General features: G+C 59.0%; 11 protein-coding genes. 3 read left to right on the top strand and 8 right to left on the bottom strand.

Features of this window, described 5'->3' with window-relative positions; translation table 11 throughout:
- Window positions 1–123: 123 nt before the first annotated feature.
- From F2P67_RS22645 to F2P67_RS22615, 7 genes are all read right to left on the bottom strand, one after another.
- Entirely contained in the window at window positions 124–549 is a 426-nt protein-coding gene (locus tag F2P67_RS22645) for a GNAT family N-acetyltransferase (protein ID WP_166223968.1), read from the bottom strand.
- A complete protein-coding gene (locus F2P67_RS22640) occupies window positions 542–1,714 on the bottom strand; it encodes a ribosomal protein uL16 3-hydroxylase (protein WP_166223966.1) in 1,173 nt (390 codons plus the stop codon). The genes F2P67_RS22645 and F2P67_RS22640 overlap by 8 nt, the downstream gene beginning before the upstream one ends.
- 86 nt (window positions 1,715–1,800) lie before the next feature.
- On the bottom strand, window positions 1,801–3,171 hold the full coding sequence (gene purB / locus F2P67_RS22635) for an adenylosuccinate lyase (RefSeq protein WP_166223963.1): 1,371 nt from the start codon (window positions 3,169–3,171) through the stop codon (window positions 1,801–1,803).
- 126 nt (window positions 3,172–3,297) lie between these two features.
- Window positions 3,298–3,921 carry a high frequency lysogenization protein HflD gene (gene hflD / locus F2P67_RS22630; RefSeq protein ID WP_166223960.1) on the bottom strand — a complete coding sequence of 208 codons (624 nt, stop codon included), beginning with the start codon at window positions 3,919–3,921 and terminating at the stop codon, window positions 3,298–3,300.
- The gene (gene mnmA, locus F2P67_RS22625) at window positions 3,918–5,042 is read right to left on the bottom strand and encodes a tRNA 2-thiouridine(34) synthase MnmA (RefSeq protein WP_166223957.1); all 1,125 of its coding nucleotides are present in this window, start codon (window positions 5,040–5,042) and stop codon (window positions 3,918–3,920) included. Before mnmA ends, hflD begins: the two co-directional genes overlap by 4 nt.
- Before the next feature lie 59 nt (window positions 5,043–5,101).
- Window positions 5,102–5,548: an NUDIX hydrolase gene (locus tag F2P67_RS22620; protein ID WP_166223954.1), complete on the bottom strand. Its 447-nt coding sequence runs from the start codon at window positions 5,546–5,548 to the stop codon at window positions 5,102–5,104.
- A gap of 218 nt (window positions 5,549–5,766) precedes the next feature.
- Window positions 5,767–7,992: an NADP-dependent isocitrate dehydrogenase gene (locus tag F2P67_RS22615; RefSeq protein WP_166223951.1), complete on the bottom strand. Its 2,226-nt coding sequence runs from the start codon at window positions 7,990–7,992 to the stop codon at window positions 5,767–5,769.
- Window positions 7,993–8,472: 480 nt separating this feature from the next.
- Here F2P67_RS22615 and icd point away from each other — a divergent pair, with 480 nt between their 5' ends.
- The gene (gene icd / locus F2P67_RS22610; protein ID WP_095192705.1) at window positions 8,473–9,729 is read left to right on the top strand and encodes an NADP-dependent isocitrate dehydrogenase; all 1,257 of its coding nucleotides are present in this window, start codon (window positions 8,473–8,475) and stop codon (window positions 9,727–9,729) included.
- A 79-nt stretch (window positions 9,730–9,808) separates the two neighbouring features.
- Here the strand turns inward: icd and F2P67_RS22605 are convergent, their stop codons facing one another.
- Window positions 9,809–10,102 (bottom strand): cold shock domain-containing protein, encoded by a 294-nt coding sequence (locus F2P67_RS22605; protein ID WP_166223948.1) that lies wholly within the window; start codon window positions 10,100–10,102, stop codon window positions 9,809–9,811.
- A gap of 224 nt (window positions 10,103–10,326) precedes the next feature.
- Between F2P67_RS22605 and clpS the strand changes: the two genes are divergently transcribed.
- Window positions 10,327–10,710, top strand: coding sequence for an ATP-dependent Clp protease adapter ClpS (gene clpS, locus F2P67_RS22600; protein ID WP_016987405.1), 384 nt, complete (start codon window positions 10,327–10,329; stop codon window positions 10,708–10,710).
- A gap of 30 nt (window positions 10,711–10,740) precedes the next feature.
- Window positions 10,741–13,011, top strand: a complete 2,271-nt coding sequence (gene clpA, locus F2P67_RS22595) for an ATP-dependent Clp protease ATP-binding subunit ClpA (RefSeq protein WP_007964841.1) — start codon at window positions 10,741–10,743, stop codon at window positions 13,009–13,011.
- Window positions 13,012–13,296: the final 285 nt, after the last annotated feature.

The raw sequence follows: 13,296 nt of genomic DNA, 5'->3' as shown, positions 1-13,296 counted from the left end.
GATCGTTCCCACGCTTCGCGTGGGAACGCAGCCAGTGACGCTCTGCGTCACCTGCCGCAAGGGACGCGGAGCGTCCCGAGAGGCATTCCCACGCAGAGCGAGGGAACGATCGGCGCCTCGGTCTTAAGCCGAATGCCGAACCATGTCGACATGTGGAATCCCGGCTTCAAGAAATTCCTCGCTGACCAGGCTGAAGCCCAGGCGCTCATAGAACGCCGTGGCCTGTACCTGAGCGCTGAGCATCTGCTGCTTCAGGCCGCGTGCTTCTGCTTCGGCAATCACCGCTTGCATCAGCGCATCGCCGACCTTCATGCCGCGCCAGTCTTTGAGCACCGAAACCCGGCCAATGTGCCCGTCGGGCAACAGGCGCGCGGTACCGATAGGGAAGTCGCCTTCGAACGCCAGAAAATGCACCGCAGTCGCGTCATCCGCGTCCCACTCAAGCTCGGGCGGCACCGATTGCTCGGCGATGAACACCGTTTCACGAATGCGCCGAATCTCGGCGTTGTCCTTTTGCCAGTCTGCGACACGTACGCGAATCTTATTCATCGGCGAACCCCAGGCTGCCTTGCTTGACCAGCTCGCACAGCAGGCCGCGACCGTCTTCGTCGTTCAGCCATTCGCCGAGGTTGTCGGCATGCAGGGCGTCGGCGGCGCAGATCAGTTTCAGCAGCTCGCGCAGTTTGCCCGGCAGATAACGGCTCTGGCCGCTGGCGAACAGCAGCAGATCGTCATCGACTTCCGACCAGGCCAGGCGCGCGCTCGGGTTGCGGATCAGCACGGCGCCATCCTGCAGCGCGCCGAGGAAATCTTCTTCTTCGACATCTTCCGGGCCGACCACCAGTTCCGGGTAGCGCGGCTCGGTCATGTACTGGCCGAACCAGGTCAGCAGCAGGCGTTCGTCGCTCATGTGTTCGGCGAGCAGCGACTTCAGGCGGCCGAGGGCATCGTGCTGGATTTGATGTGGATCATCGCTGACCGGTTTTGCATCGGCGTCGGTGTAGCGTTCTTCGTCAGTCAGGAACTGGCTGAGGAAGTCGGTGAAGTGGGTCAGCACTTCAGCGGCGCTTGGTGCGCGGAAGCCAACCGAGTAGGTCATGCAGTTGTCGACCGCGACGCCGCAATGGGCCAGACGTGGCGGCAGGTAGAGCATGTCACCCGGCTCCAGTACCCACTCTTCGGTTTCGTGGAATTCAGCGAGAATGCGCAGGTCGGCGTGTTGCAGCAGCGGGCTCTCGGAATCGCACATCTGGCCGATTTTCCAGTTGCGCTTGCCGTGACCCTGCAACAGGAATACGTCGTAATTATCGAAGTGCGGGCCGACGCTGCCACCCGGGGCGGCGAAGCTGATCATCACGTCGTCGACGCGCCAGCTCGGCAGGAAGCGGAAGTTTTCCAGCAGTTCGCTGACTTCCGGTACGAACTGGTCGACTGCCTGCACCAGCAGGGTCCACTCTTTTTCCGGCAGCTTGCTGAATTCGTCTTCCGCGAACGGGCCGCGACGCAGTTCCCACGGACGCTCGCCGTGCTCGATCACCAGGCGCGATTCGACTTCTTCTTCCAGGGCCAGGCCGGCCAGTTCGTCGGCATCGATCGGGCTTTCGAAATCAGGAAACGCCTGACGGATCAGCAGTGGTTTTTTCTGCCAGTAATCGCGCATGAACTCGCGCGCCGTAAGACCACCCAGAAGTTGAAGAGGAATATCGGGATTCATATGTAACCTATTGAAAAAAAGCATTTTTCAGACGGGAATAAAAACGCCCGGCGCGGCCGGGCGTCTCAAACGGGTCAAGCGGTCGATCAGATGCGTTTTGCTTGCGCTACAGCGTTGCCGATGTAGTTGGCCGGGGTCAGCTGTTTCAGCTCGGCTTTCGCTTCGGCTGGCATGTCCAGGCCGTCAATGAAAGTCTGCAGCGCTTCAGGGCTGATGCCCTTGCCGCGGGTCAGCTCTTTCAGTTTCTCGTACGGGTTTTCGATGTTGTAGCGGCGCATCACGGTCTGGATCGGCTCAGCCAGGACTTCCCAGCACGCGTCCAGATCGGCAGCAATCTTGTCAGCGTTCAGTTCAAGTTTGCTGATGCCTTTGAGGCTCGCTTCGTACGCGATCACGCTGTGGGCGAAGCCGACACCGAGGTTGCGCAGCACGGTGGAGTCGGTCAGGTCGCGCTGCCAGCGGGAAATTGGCAGTTTGCTCGCCAGGTGCTGGAACAGCGCGTTGGCGATGCCCAGGTTGCCTTCGGAGTTTTCGAAGTCGATCGGGTTGACCTTGTGTGGCATGGTCGACGAACCGATTTCGCCAGCGATGGTGCGCTGCTTGAAATAACCCAGGGAGATGTAGCCCCAGATGTCACGGTCGAAGTCGATCAGGATGGTGTTGAAGCGCGCAATGGCGTCGAACAGCTCGGCGATGTAGTCGTGCGGCTCGATCTGCGTGGTGTACGGGTTGAAGCCCAGGCCCAGTTCGTCTTCGATGAAGGCGCGGGCGTTGGCTTCCCAGTCGATCTGCGGGTAGGCCGACAGGTGTGCGTTGTAGTTGCCGACAGCGCCGTTGATCTTACCCAGCAGCGGAACGGCAGCGACCTGAGCGATCTGGCGCTCGAGGCGGTAAACCACGTTCGCCAGCTCTTTACCCAGAGTGGTCGGGGAGGCTGGTTGGCCGTGGGTGCGCGACAGCATCGGCACGTCGGCGAAGCGGATGGCCAGTTCGCGGATGGCTTCTGCGGTCTGGCGCATCAGTGGCAGCATCACGTCGTCACGGCCTTCGCGCAGCATCAGGGCGTGGGACAGGTTGTTAATGTCTTCGCTGGTGCACGCAAAGTGAATGAACTCGCTGACCTTGGCCAGCTCAGGCAGCTTGGCCGCTTGCTCTTTGAGCAGGTATTCGATCGCTTTGACGTCGTGGTTGGTGGTGCGCTCGATCTCTTTGACGCGCTCGGCGTGCTCCAGCGAGAAGTTTTCAGCCAGTTCATTGAGAACGGCGTTGGCCTCGGCGGAGAAGGCTGGCACTTCCGGGATACCGGCGTGAGCGGCGAGGCGCTGGAGCCAGCGCACTTCAACCAGAACGCGGGCACGGATCAGGCCGTACTCGCTGAAAATCGGGCGCAGGGCCTGGGTTTTGCCGGCGTAGCGGCCGTCAACAGGGGAAACCGCAGTGAGCGAAGAAAGCTGCATGGGGTGTTCTCGGACAGTCGGGCAACGAAATGGGGCGCGTATCATACATGAAAAAATCCGCCGGTCCGTTGCCAACTGACCGGCGTATTACGCGTTACAGACTACAAAGCTTTTATTGCGCGGCGTTTACTCGCTGCGCATCAACGGATACAGCTCTTTGAGCAATTTGCGACGGCTGATCACCAATTGCCAGCGGTGACCGCCGAGCTGTCGCCACAGGCGTGCCGAACGGATGCCGGCGAGCAGCAGGGCGCGAATCTTCGAGGCGTTGCTCGGTTGCTGCAGGTTGCGCATGTCGCCGTGCACCTGAATGCGTTGGCGCAGCGTGCTCAGGGTGTCCTGATACAGTGCGCCGCAGGCAGCGACCACGTTTTCGTGGGCCGGGCCGAAATGTTCGACCTGCGATTGAATCTGCGGCAGGCGCTTGCCGATCACGTCGAGCATGTCGCCGCGCTTGGCCAGTTGTCGCTCCAGACCGAGCATCGACAGCGCATAGCGCAACGGTTCGCGTTGCAAGGTACTCGGGTCGCGCTCAAGTGCGCCGATCAGCGCGCGGTAACCCTCGCGCAGATTGAGGTCGTCGCCGCCGTAGACGTCCAGCGTGTCTTTCGGATCGCGCACCAGCAGGCTGCCGAGCATGCAGCTCAGGCCGGCCTCGCTGGTCTGCCCGGTCTTGGCGATCCGGTCGACCAGAACGGCGGCGAGAAACACGCCGCCCAGCGCCGTCAGTTGTTCCTGAGTCGGGCTCATGCCTGGCCGCTCCACGGCTCGGCGACTTCAATCACGCCGCCGCCGAGGCAGATTTCTCCGTCATAGAACACCACCGACTGGCCCGGCGTGACCGCGCGTTGCGGCTCGTCGAACACGGCGCGATAGCCGGTCGGAGTCTTTTCCAGGGTGCAGGCCTGATCGCTCTGGCGATAGCGAACCTTGGCGGTCAGGCGTAGCGGCTGGCTCAGATCGATCGGGTTGACCCAATAGATTTCCGAAGCGAGCAGGGCGCTGGAGAACAGCCATGGATGGTTGTTGCCCTGGCCGACGATCAGTTCGTTGGTGTCCAGATCCTTGCGCAGCACGTACCACGGCTCGTCGCCCGCGTCTTTCAGGCCGCCGATGCCCAGACCCTGACGCTGGCCGATGGTGTGGTACATCAAACCGTGGTGACGGCCGATGACTTCGCCTTCGGTGGTCTTGATTTCACCCGGTTGTGCCGGCAGGTATTGCTTGAGGAAGTCGCTGAAACGGCGCTCACCGATGAAGCAGATCCCGGTGGAATCCTTCTTCTTGGCAGTCGCCAGCTCATATTTCTCGGCAATCGCACGGACTTCCGGTTTTTCCAGCTCGCCGACCGGGAACAGGGTCTTGGCGATCTGTTCGCCGCCGACGGCGTGCAGGAAGTAGCTCTGATCCTTGTTCGGATCCAGTCCCTTGAGCAGTTCGGTGCGGCCATCGATGTCACGGCGGCGCACGTAGTGGCCGGTGGCGATCAGGTCGGCACCGAGCATCATGGCGTAGTCAAGGAACGCCTTGAACTTGATCTCGCGGTTGCACAGGATGTCCGGGTTCGGCGTACGTCCGGCCTTGTATTCGGCCAGGAAGTGTTCGAACACGTTGTCCCAGTACTCGGCAGCGAAGTTGGCGGTGTGCAGCTTGATACCGATCTTGTCGCACACAGCCTGCGCATCCGCCAGGTCGTCCATGGCGGTGCAGTATTCCGTTCCGTCGTCTTCTTCCCAGTTCTTCATGAACAGGCCTTCCACCTCATAACCCTGCTCGATCAGCAGGAGAGCGGAAACGGAAGAGTCCACGCCGCCGGACATGCCGACAATGACGCGCTTCTTGGATGTGTCAGAAGGGGCTGGATCACGCATAGGGATTCAATGAGTGTCTTGAAAAAGGACGCGATTCTATCAGGCTCACGGCCTCAAGGCTAAAGGGAAGGGCGTATCAGTTCGAGGCTGTAGTGATGGCCGGCCAGATAATCGTCGATGCAACGGATGATCAGCTCACTGCGCCAGTTCTCGCGCTGGGCCAATAATTCGTCGCGCGTCAGCCACTTGGCGCCGACGATGCCGTCGTCGAGTTGATAATCCGGGTGGTGTTTCACGGCTTTGGCGCTGAAGCACACGCGCTGGTAAGTCACGCCGTTGCTCGGGGCGGTGTACAGGTAAATGCCGACGACGCCGATGGGTTCGACGTCCCAGCCGGTTTCTTCGAGGGTTTCGCGCACGGCGGCTTCGATCAGGGTTTCGTCCGGATCCAGATGACCGGCAGGCTGATTGAGCACGTTACGGCCGGCCTTGTGTTCCTCGACCATCAGAAAGCGGCCGTTGTCCTCGACGATGGTGGCGACGGTGATGTGGGGGAGCCATTCCATAAAACCTACCTCAATCTATTGGTTGAAACCCAATCCCTTGTGGAAGCGGGCTTGCTCGCGAAAGCGGTTTGTCATTCAAAATCTTCATTGGCTGAACCGACGCATTCGCGCGCAAGCCCGGTCCCACACTGGTTTGTATTTCAAAGATAAATGGGTGCAAACGCCACAAAAACAAACCCCGGCACAGGGCCGGGGTTTGTGATGTTCCCTTTACAACCTTAAACCAGTGCAGCAATCGCCGCGTTGAAGGTTGCGCTCGGGCGCATTGCCTTGCTAATCAGATCGGCGTCGGCGTGGTAGTAACCACCGATGTCGACTGGCTTGCCCTGAACGGCGTTGAGCTCGGCAACGATGGTTGCTTCGTTCTCGGTCAGAGTCTCGGCCAGCGTCGCGAACTGCGCCTGCAGTGCAGCGTCTTCAGTCTGCGCCGCCAGAGCCTGAGCCCAGTACAGCGCCAGGTAGAAGTGGCTGCCGCGGTTGTCGATGTTGCCGACTTTGCGCGATGGCGACTTGTTGTTATCGAGGAACTGGCCGGTGGCCTGATCCAGGGTTTTCGACAGAACCAGTGCTTTCGGGTTGTTGTAGTTCACACCCAAATGCTCAAGGGACGCTGCCAGCGCGAGGAATTCGCCCAGCGAATCCCAACGCAGGAAGTTCTCTTCGACCAGTTGCTGCACGTGCTTCGGAGCCGAGCCGCCGGCGCCGGTTTCGAACAGGCCACCGCCGTTCATCAGCGGCACGATCGACAGCATCTTGGCGCTGGTGCCCAGTTCCATGATCGGGAACAGGTCGGTCAGGTAGTCGCGCAGTACGTTACCGGTCACCGAAATGGTGTCCTTGCCTTCGCGGGTGCGCTGCAGGGTGTACTTCATCGCGTCGACCGGCGCCATGATCTGGATGTCCAGACCGGCAGTGTCGTGATCCTTCAGGTAAGCCTGAACTTTCTCGATCACTACACCATCGTGGGCGCGCATTGGGTCCAGCCAGAAAATGGCCGGGGTGCTGCTAGCGCGAGCACGGTTGACGGCCAGTTTGACCCAGTCCTGGATCGGCGCGTCTTTGGTCTGGCACATGCGGAAGATGTCGCCGGCTTCAACAGCCTGTTCCATCAGCAGGGTGCCTTTGCTGTCGGTTACGCGAACCACGCCATCGGCCTTGATCTGGAAGGTCTTGTCGTGGGATCCGTACTCTTCAGCTTTCTTAGCCATCAGGCCAACGTTTGGCACGCTGCCCATGGTGGTCGGGTCGAAAGCGCCATTGGCTTTGCAATCTTCGATCACAGCCTGGTAGATAGTGGCGTAGCAACGATCCGGGATCACAGCCTTGGTGTCGTGCAGCTGGCCGTCGGTGCCCCACATCTTGCCGGAGTCACGGATCATCGCTGGCATCGAGGCGTCAACGATAACGTCGCTCGGCACGTGCAGGTTGGTGATGCCTTTGTCGGAGTTGACCATCGCCAGCGACGGACGAACGGCGTAGACCGCGGCCATGTCGGCTTCGATCTGCGCTTGCTGCTCAGCCGGCAGGGCCTTGATGCGCGCGTACAGATCGCCGATGCCGTTGTTCAGGTTGAAGCCGATCTGCGCCAGCACGTCAGCGTGCTTGGTCAGGGCATCTTTATAGAACTCGGCAACGATCTGGCCGAACATGATCGGGTCGGAGACCTTCATCATGGTCGCTTTCAAGTGCACCGACAGCAGCACGCCTTGGGCCTTGGCGCTGTCGATTTCGGCGGCGATGAACGCGCGCAGGGCGTTTTTGCTCATCACGGCGCAGTCGAGGATCTCACCAGCCTGAACGGTGGTTTTCTCTTTCAGAACGGTCGCGGTGCCGTCTTTGGCGATCAGCTCGATTTTCACAGCGTCAGCGGCGTCGATCAGAGCAGCTTTTTCGCTGCCGTAGAAATCGCCGGTGCTCATGTGAGCGACGTGGGATTTGGAGTCTTTGGCCCAGGCGCCCATTTTGTGCGGGTGCTTGCGAGCGTAGTTCTTGACCGACAGCGGAGCGCGACGGTCGGAGTTGCCTTCACGCAGAACCGGGTTCACGGCGCTGCCCTTGACCTTGTCGTAACGCGCCTTGGCGTCTTTGTCGGCATCGCTGGTTACGGTTTCCGGGTAGTCCGGCAGGTTGTAACCCTGAGCTTGCAGTTCTTTGATCGCGGCTTGCAGCTGTGGCACCGAAGCACTGATGTTCGGCAGCTTGATGATGTTGGCTTCAGGCGTAACGGCCAGGTCGCCCAGTTCGGCGAGGTGGTCGGCTACGGCTTTGTCGCCCAGTTGCTCGGGGAAGCTGGCCAGAATACGTGCTGCAAGAGAGATATCGCGGGTTTCCACGGCGATATCGGCCGAGGCGGTGTAAGCCTCGATGATCGGCAGCAGGGAATAGGTGGCGAGGGCTGGAGCTTCGTCGGTGAAGGTATAGATGATCTTCGAGCGGGTGGGCATATTCGGATTAACTCTCTCTTCTTTGCTAAAGCGTGCGCAGAAACTCGAGGGGCGCCGGGTAAGCGCGTTCGTTCAAAGTCATCCATGAACCGAATGTCGAGAATCTTCGCGGTGATGTTGGGTGCATCGTTGAGCGTCAAGCAGTCAGGCTGCGATAACAACCCGACCAATCAGGCGGAAAGTCTCGTGCTAGAGAGGCCAGCCGTCGTGACCCTGTGGTCAGCGGGCGGCATTATACATAGGTAGCTGGCAATCTGCCGATGGTTCATATGCAACGATTCTCGTCCATTGGTCTAAAGGTCGCAGGGCAGGGTGGGGCGTAAAGTCGATGCGAATGCTTGAGTTTGGCGCTTTTCCCTTTGCTTTCAGGCTTGTACGAATCGAGTTGTGCGAATGCCGGGAACTGAGGGTTTGCGTGTTGATTCAAGTGGGTTACGCTCGGATCAAGCCAGATGTTCAATCCAAACAATGGAGTTCAGCATGGGTTACAAGAAGATTCAGGTTCCAGCCGTCGGCGACAAAATCACCGTCAATGCAGACCATTCTCTCAATGTTCCTGATAACCCGATCATCCCCTTCATTGAAGGTGACGGCATTGGCGTCGACGTCAGCCCCGTGATGATCAAAGTGGTTGATGCTGCCGTAGAGAAAGCCTACGGGGGCAAGCGCAAGATTTCCTGGATGGAAGTCTACGCTGGCGAAAAAGCGACCCAGGTCTATGACCAGGACACCTGGCTGCCTCAGGAAACCCTGGATGCCGTCAAAGATTACGTCGTCTCCATCAAAGGCCCGCTGACTACCCCGGTCGGTGGCGGTATCCGCTCCCTCAACGTGGCCCTGCGCCAGCAGCTCGATCTCTACGTGTGCCTGCGCCCTGTGGTGTGGTTCGAAGGCGTGCCGAGCCCGGTGAAAAAGCCCGGCGACGTCGACATGGTGATCTTCCGCGAGAACTCCGAAGACATTTATGCCGGTATCGAATGGAAGGCCGGCTCACCTGAAGCCACCAAAGTCATCAAGTTCCTTAAGGAAGAAATGGGCGTCACCAAGATCCGTTTCGATCAGGATTGCGGCATCGGCATCAAGCCTGTTTCCAAGGAAGGCACCAAGCGTCTGGTGCGCAAGGCCTTGCAATATGTAGTGGACAACGATCGCAAGTCGCTGACCATCGTGCACAAGGGCAACATCATGAAATTCACCGAAGGTGCCTTCAAGGACTGGGGTTATGAGGTGGCGAAGGAAGAGTTCGGCGCCGAGCTGCTCGATGGCGGCCCGTGGATGAAATTCAAGAACCCGAAAACCGGCCGTGAAGTCATCGTCAAGGATGCCATCGCCGACGCCATGCTCCAGCAGATCCTGCTGCGCCCGGCCGAATACGATGTGATCGCGACCCTCAACCTCAACGGCGACTACCTCTCCGACGCACTGGCGGCGGAAGTGGGCGGTATCGGTATTGCGCCGGGTGCCAACTTGTCCGACACCGTGGCCATGTTCGAAGCCACCCACGGTACCGCGCCGAAGTATGCCGGCAAGGACCAGGTCAACCCGGGGTCGGTGATCCTCTCGGCAGAGATGATGCTGCGCCACCTGGGCTGGACCGAGGCGGCCGACCTGATCATCAAAGGCACCAACGGCGCGATCAAGGCCAAGACCGTGACCTACGACTTCGAACGTCTGATGGAAGGCGCCACGCTGGTGTCTTCTTCGGGCTTCGGTGAGGCGCTGATCAAGCACATGTAAGAAACACGGCTGCAACGAAACCGCCCGACTCGAGTGATCGAGTCGGGCGGTTTGTTTTCTGGCAGGCGTTCGAGTCGCTTCAGCTCGTTACTGATTGTTGCTGAGCAGGCACCGCTGCAGCGGTCGAGGCGACATCTTTAGCAGGCTCGGCATTCTGAATTTTTGTGGCATGCAGGCCTTTTGGTCCTTGCATGATATCGAATCTGACGATTTGCCCGGCTTTGAGGGTTTTGTACCCGTCCATTTCAATGGCGGAATAGTGGGCAAAGAAATCTATCTCCTTGCCGTCCTCGTCCTTCCCCTCGCGGGACTCGGTATTGATGAAACCGAACCCCTTGGCATTGTTGAACCATTTCACCTTGCCGACAGCCATGCTCAAATCCCTCTGCAACAGACTCCAACGCTGGAGTATCATCCAGGACATCCGCAATCTAATCCGTTAAAAGGATTGACTCCGCGGATCTTTTTTACCCACTGTGGGCTCTATTGGTTGTAACACCGTTTTCCCGATAGTCAAGTTGACCGGGCAGTCGGAGTTGAAAACGTGGACAACCGCCCCCACCACTGTATTTGCACAACTGACGAACCTTTCTTTCCATGCATGCAATCAGCCAGATTCGACTAACATTCAATCAGGATCGCCCGCTTCTCCAAAAGGATCTTCCAGAGGAGCACGACGACGATTCGGCAGGCGTTGCTGTTCAGGAAGCAAAGCCTGCGTTACAGGCGCCGCCGATGTACAAGGTGGTTTTGTTTAACGATGACTACACACCGATGGATTTCGTCGTCGAAGTGCTCGAGGTGTTTTTTAACCTGAATCGCGAGCTGGCGACCAAGGTCATGCTGGCCGTTCACACAGAAGGACGGGCAGTATGTGGAGTGTTTACCCGCGACATCGCCGAGACAAAGGCCATGCAGGTCAACCAGTACGCCAGGGAAAGCCAGCATCCGCTACTCTGTGAAATCGAGAAGGACGGTTAATCGCCGACCACTTGGGTATGAGGTGAAGCTATGTTAAACCGCGAGCTCGAAGTCACCCTCAATCTAGCCTTCAAGGAGGCTCGTTCGAAACGTCATGAATTCATGACCGTCGAACACCTGCTGCTGGCCCTATTGGACAATGAGGCTGCCGCCACCGTTTTGCGTGCCTGCGGCGCAAACCTCGACAAACTCAAGCATGACCTGCAGGAGTTCATCGACTCCACCACGCCATTGATCCCCGTTCACGACGAAGATCGCGAAACCCAGCCAACCCTGGGCTTCCAGCGTGTACTGCAGCGTGCTGTTTTTCACGTACAGAGCTCGGGCAAACGCGAAGTGACTGGCGCCAACGTGCTGGTTGCAATCTTCAGTGAGCAAGAGAGTCAGGCTGTGTTTCTGCTGAAACAGCAGAGCGTGGCGCGCATCGATGTCGTCAACTACATCGCTCACGGCATTTCCAAAGTGCCGGGGCATGGCGATCACTCTGAAGGTGAACAAGATATGCAGGACGACGAGGGCGGTGAGTCTTCTTCTTCAGGCAATCCTCTGGATGCTTATGCCAGCAACCTCAACGAACTCGCCCGCCAGGGTCGCATCGACCCGCTGGTTGGCCGCGAGTCGGAAGTCGAACGTGTTGCGCAGATCCTTGCGCGTCGGCGTAAAAACAATCCGCTGCTGGTCGGCGAGGCGGGCGTGGGTAAAACCGCGATTGCCGAAGGCCTGGCCAAGCGTATTGTCGACAATCAGGTGCCGGATCTGCTGGCCAACAGCGTTGTTTATTCGCTTGATCTTGGCGCTCTGCTTGCGGGTACCAAGTACCGCGGTGATTTCGAGAAGCGCTTCAAGGCGCTGCTCAATGAACTGAAAAAACGTCCGCAGGCGATCCTGTTCATCGACGAGATCCACACCATCATTGGTGCCGGCGCCGCGTCAGGTGGCGTCATGGATGCGTCGAACCTGCTCAAACCGCTGCTGTCGTCTGGCGACATTCGCTGCATCGGCTCGACCACGTTCCAGGAATTCCGCGGCATCTTCGAGAAGGATCGTGCCTTGGCGCGTCGCTTCCAGAAGGTCGATGTCGTCGAGCCGTCGGTGGAGGACACCATCGGTATCCTGCGCGGCCTGAAAGGGCGTTTCGAACAGCATCACAACATTGAATACAGCGATGAGTCGTTGCGCGCCGCCGCTGAACTGGCGTCGCGTTACATCAATGATCGGCATATGCCGGACAAGGCCATCGACGTCATCGACGAGGCGGGCGCCTATCAGCGTCTGCAACCGGTCGAGATGCGTGTGAAGCGTATCGAAGTGCCGCAGGTCGAAGACATCGTCGCCAAAATCGCGCGGATTCCGCCGAAGCACGTCACCAGCTCCGACAAGGAACTGCTGCGTAACCTCGAGCGTGACCTGAAGCTGACGGTGTTTGGTCAGGACGCAGCGATCGATTCTCTGTCGACCGCGATCAAGCTGTCCCGTGCCGGGCTCAAATCGCCGGACAAGCCGGTCGGTTCGTTCTTGTTCGCAGGGCCGACCGGGGTGGGTAAAACCGAGGCGGCGCGGCAACTGGCCAAGGCGCTGGGGATCGAGCTGGTGCGTTTCGACATGTCCGAGTACATGGAGCGCCACACCGTATCGCGTTTGATCGGTGCGCCTCCAGGCTATGTCGGTTTCGATCAGGGCGGCCTGTTGACCGAAGCGATCACCAAACAGCCGCATTGCGTATTGCTGCTCGATGAAATCGAGAAGGCGCATCCGGAAGTCTTCAACCTGCTGCTGCAGGTGATGGACCACGGTACGCTGACCGACAACAACGGGCGCAAGGCGGATTTCCGCAATGTGATCGTGATCATGACGACCAACGCCGGTGCCGAAACGGCGGCTCGGGCTTCGATCGGTTTCACTCATCAGGACCACTCGTCTGATGCGATGGAAGTGATCAAGAAGAGTTTCACGCCGGAATTCCGTAACCGTCTGGACACCATTATCCAGTTTGGTCGCCTCAGTCATGAGGTCATCAAGAGTGTGGTGGACAAGTTCCTTACCGAGCTTCAGGCGCAACTGGAAGACAAGCGTGTGCTGCTTGAGGTTACCGACGCGGCGCGTAGTTGGCTGGCGGCGGGTGGTTATGACTCGGCAATGGGCGCACGGCCGATGGCGCGTCTGATTCAGGACAAGATCAAGCGTCCGCTGGCGGAGGAGATTCTGTTTGGCGAGCTGGCCGAGCATGGCGGTGTGGTTCACATCGACATCAAGGACGGTGAGTTGACGTTTGACTTCGAAACCACGGCTGAGATGGCCTGATGGCTTGTTGTTGATTGAAGAGGCGCCTTCGGGCGCCTTTTTGTTGTCTGGTGTTTTTGGGGTTTGGGTGTATATCCGTTGCTGCGGTAGCGGCTGCTTAGGGTTCCGCCCTTACGGCGGGTCACCTTTTCCAAACGCCGAAAAGGTAACCCAAAAGGCTTTGCCCTGACGTACGGCCCTCGCTGTGGCTCGGGTTCCTTCGCTCCGGGATCAAGATCAAGAGCGGTACTCGAGCTAACGCTCATTGTGTTAAGTGGGGCGGCATGCGCCGCGTGCGAGGGTGTA

Origin of the sequence: Pseudomonas atagonensis (genome assembly GCF_011369485.1) — a bacterium.
Taxonomy (GTDB): Bacteria; Pseudomonadota; Gammaproteobacteria; order Pseudomonadales; family Pseudomonadaceae; genus Aquipseudomonas; species Aquipseudomonas atagonensis.
Note: the sequence above shows the minus strand (reverse complement) of the source record. Positions and strands in the feature narration are given on the sequence as shown.

What these genes read in the sequence shown, in the direction of transcription:
- purB (WP_166223963.1), bottom strand. Translation starts at nt 3,171, where the DNA reads ATGCAGCTTTCTTCGCTCACTGCGGTTTCCCCTGTTGACGGCCGCTAC.
- mnmA (WP_166223957.1), bottom strand. Translation starts at nt 5,042, where the DNA reads ATGCGTGATCCAGCCCCTTCTGACACATCCAAGAAGCGCGTCATTGTC.
- clpA (WP_007964841.1), top strand. Translation starts at nt 10,741, where the DNA reads ATGTTAAACCGCGAGCTCGAAGTCACCCTCAATCTAGCCTTCAAGGAG.
- icd (WP_095192705.1), top strand. Translation starts at nt 8,473, where the DNA reads ATGGGTTACAAGAAGATTCAGGTTCCAGCCGTCGGCGACAAAATCACC.
- F2P67_RS22645 (WP_166223968.1), bottom strand. Translation starts at nt 549, where the DNA reads ATGAATAAGATTCGCGTACGTGTCGCAGACTGGCAAAAGGACAACGCC.
- F2P67_RS22615 (WP_166223951.1), bottom strand. Translation starts at nt 7,992, where the DNA reads ATGCCCACCCGCTCGAAGATCATCTATACCTTCACCGACGAAGCTCCA.
- F2P67_RS22620 (WP_166223954.1), bottom strand. Translation starts at nt 5,548, where the DNA reads ATGGAATGGCTCCCCCACATCACCGTCGCCACCATCGTCGAGGACAAC.
- clpS (WP_016987405.1), top strand. Translation starts at nt 10,327, where the DNA reads ATGCATGCAATCAGCCAGATTCGACTAACATTCAATCAGGATCGCCCG.
- F2P67_RS22640 (WP_166223966.1), bottom strand. Translation starts at nt 1,714, where the DNA reads ATGAATCCCGATATTCCTCTTCAACTTCTGGGTGGTCTTACGGCGCGC.
- hflD (WP_166223960.1), bottom strand. Translation starts at nt 3,921, where the DNA reads ATGAGCCCGACTCAGGAACAACTGACGGCGCTGGGCGGCGTGTTTCTC.
- F2P67_RS22605 (WP_166223948.1), bottom strand. Translation starts at nt 10,102, where the DNA reads ATGGCTGTCGGCAAGGTGAAATGGTTCAACAATGCCAAGGGGTTCGGT.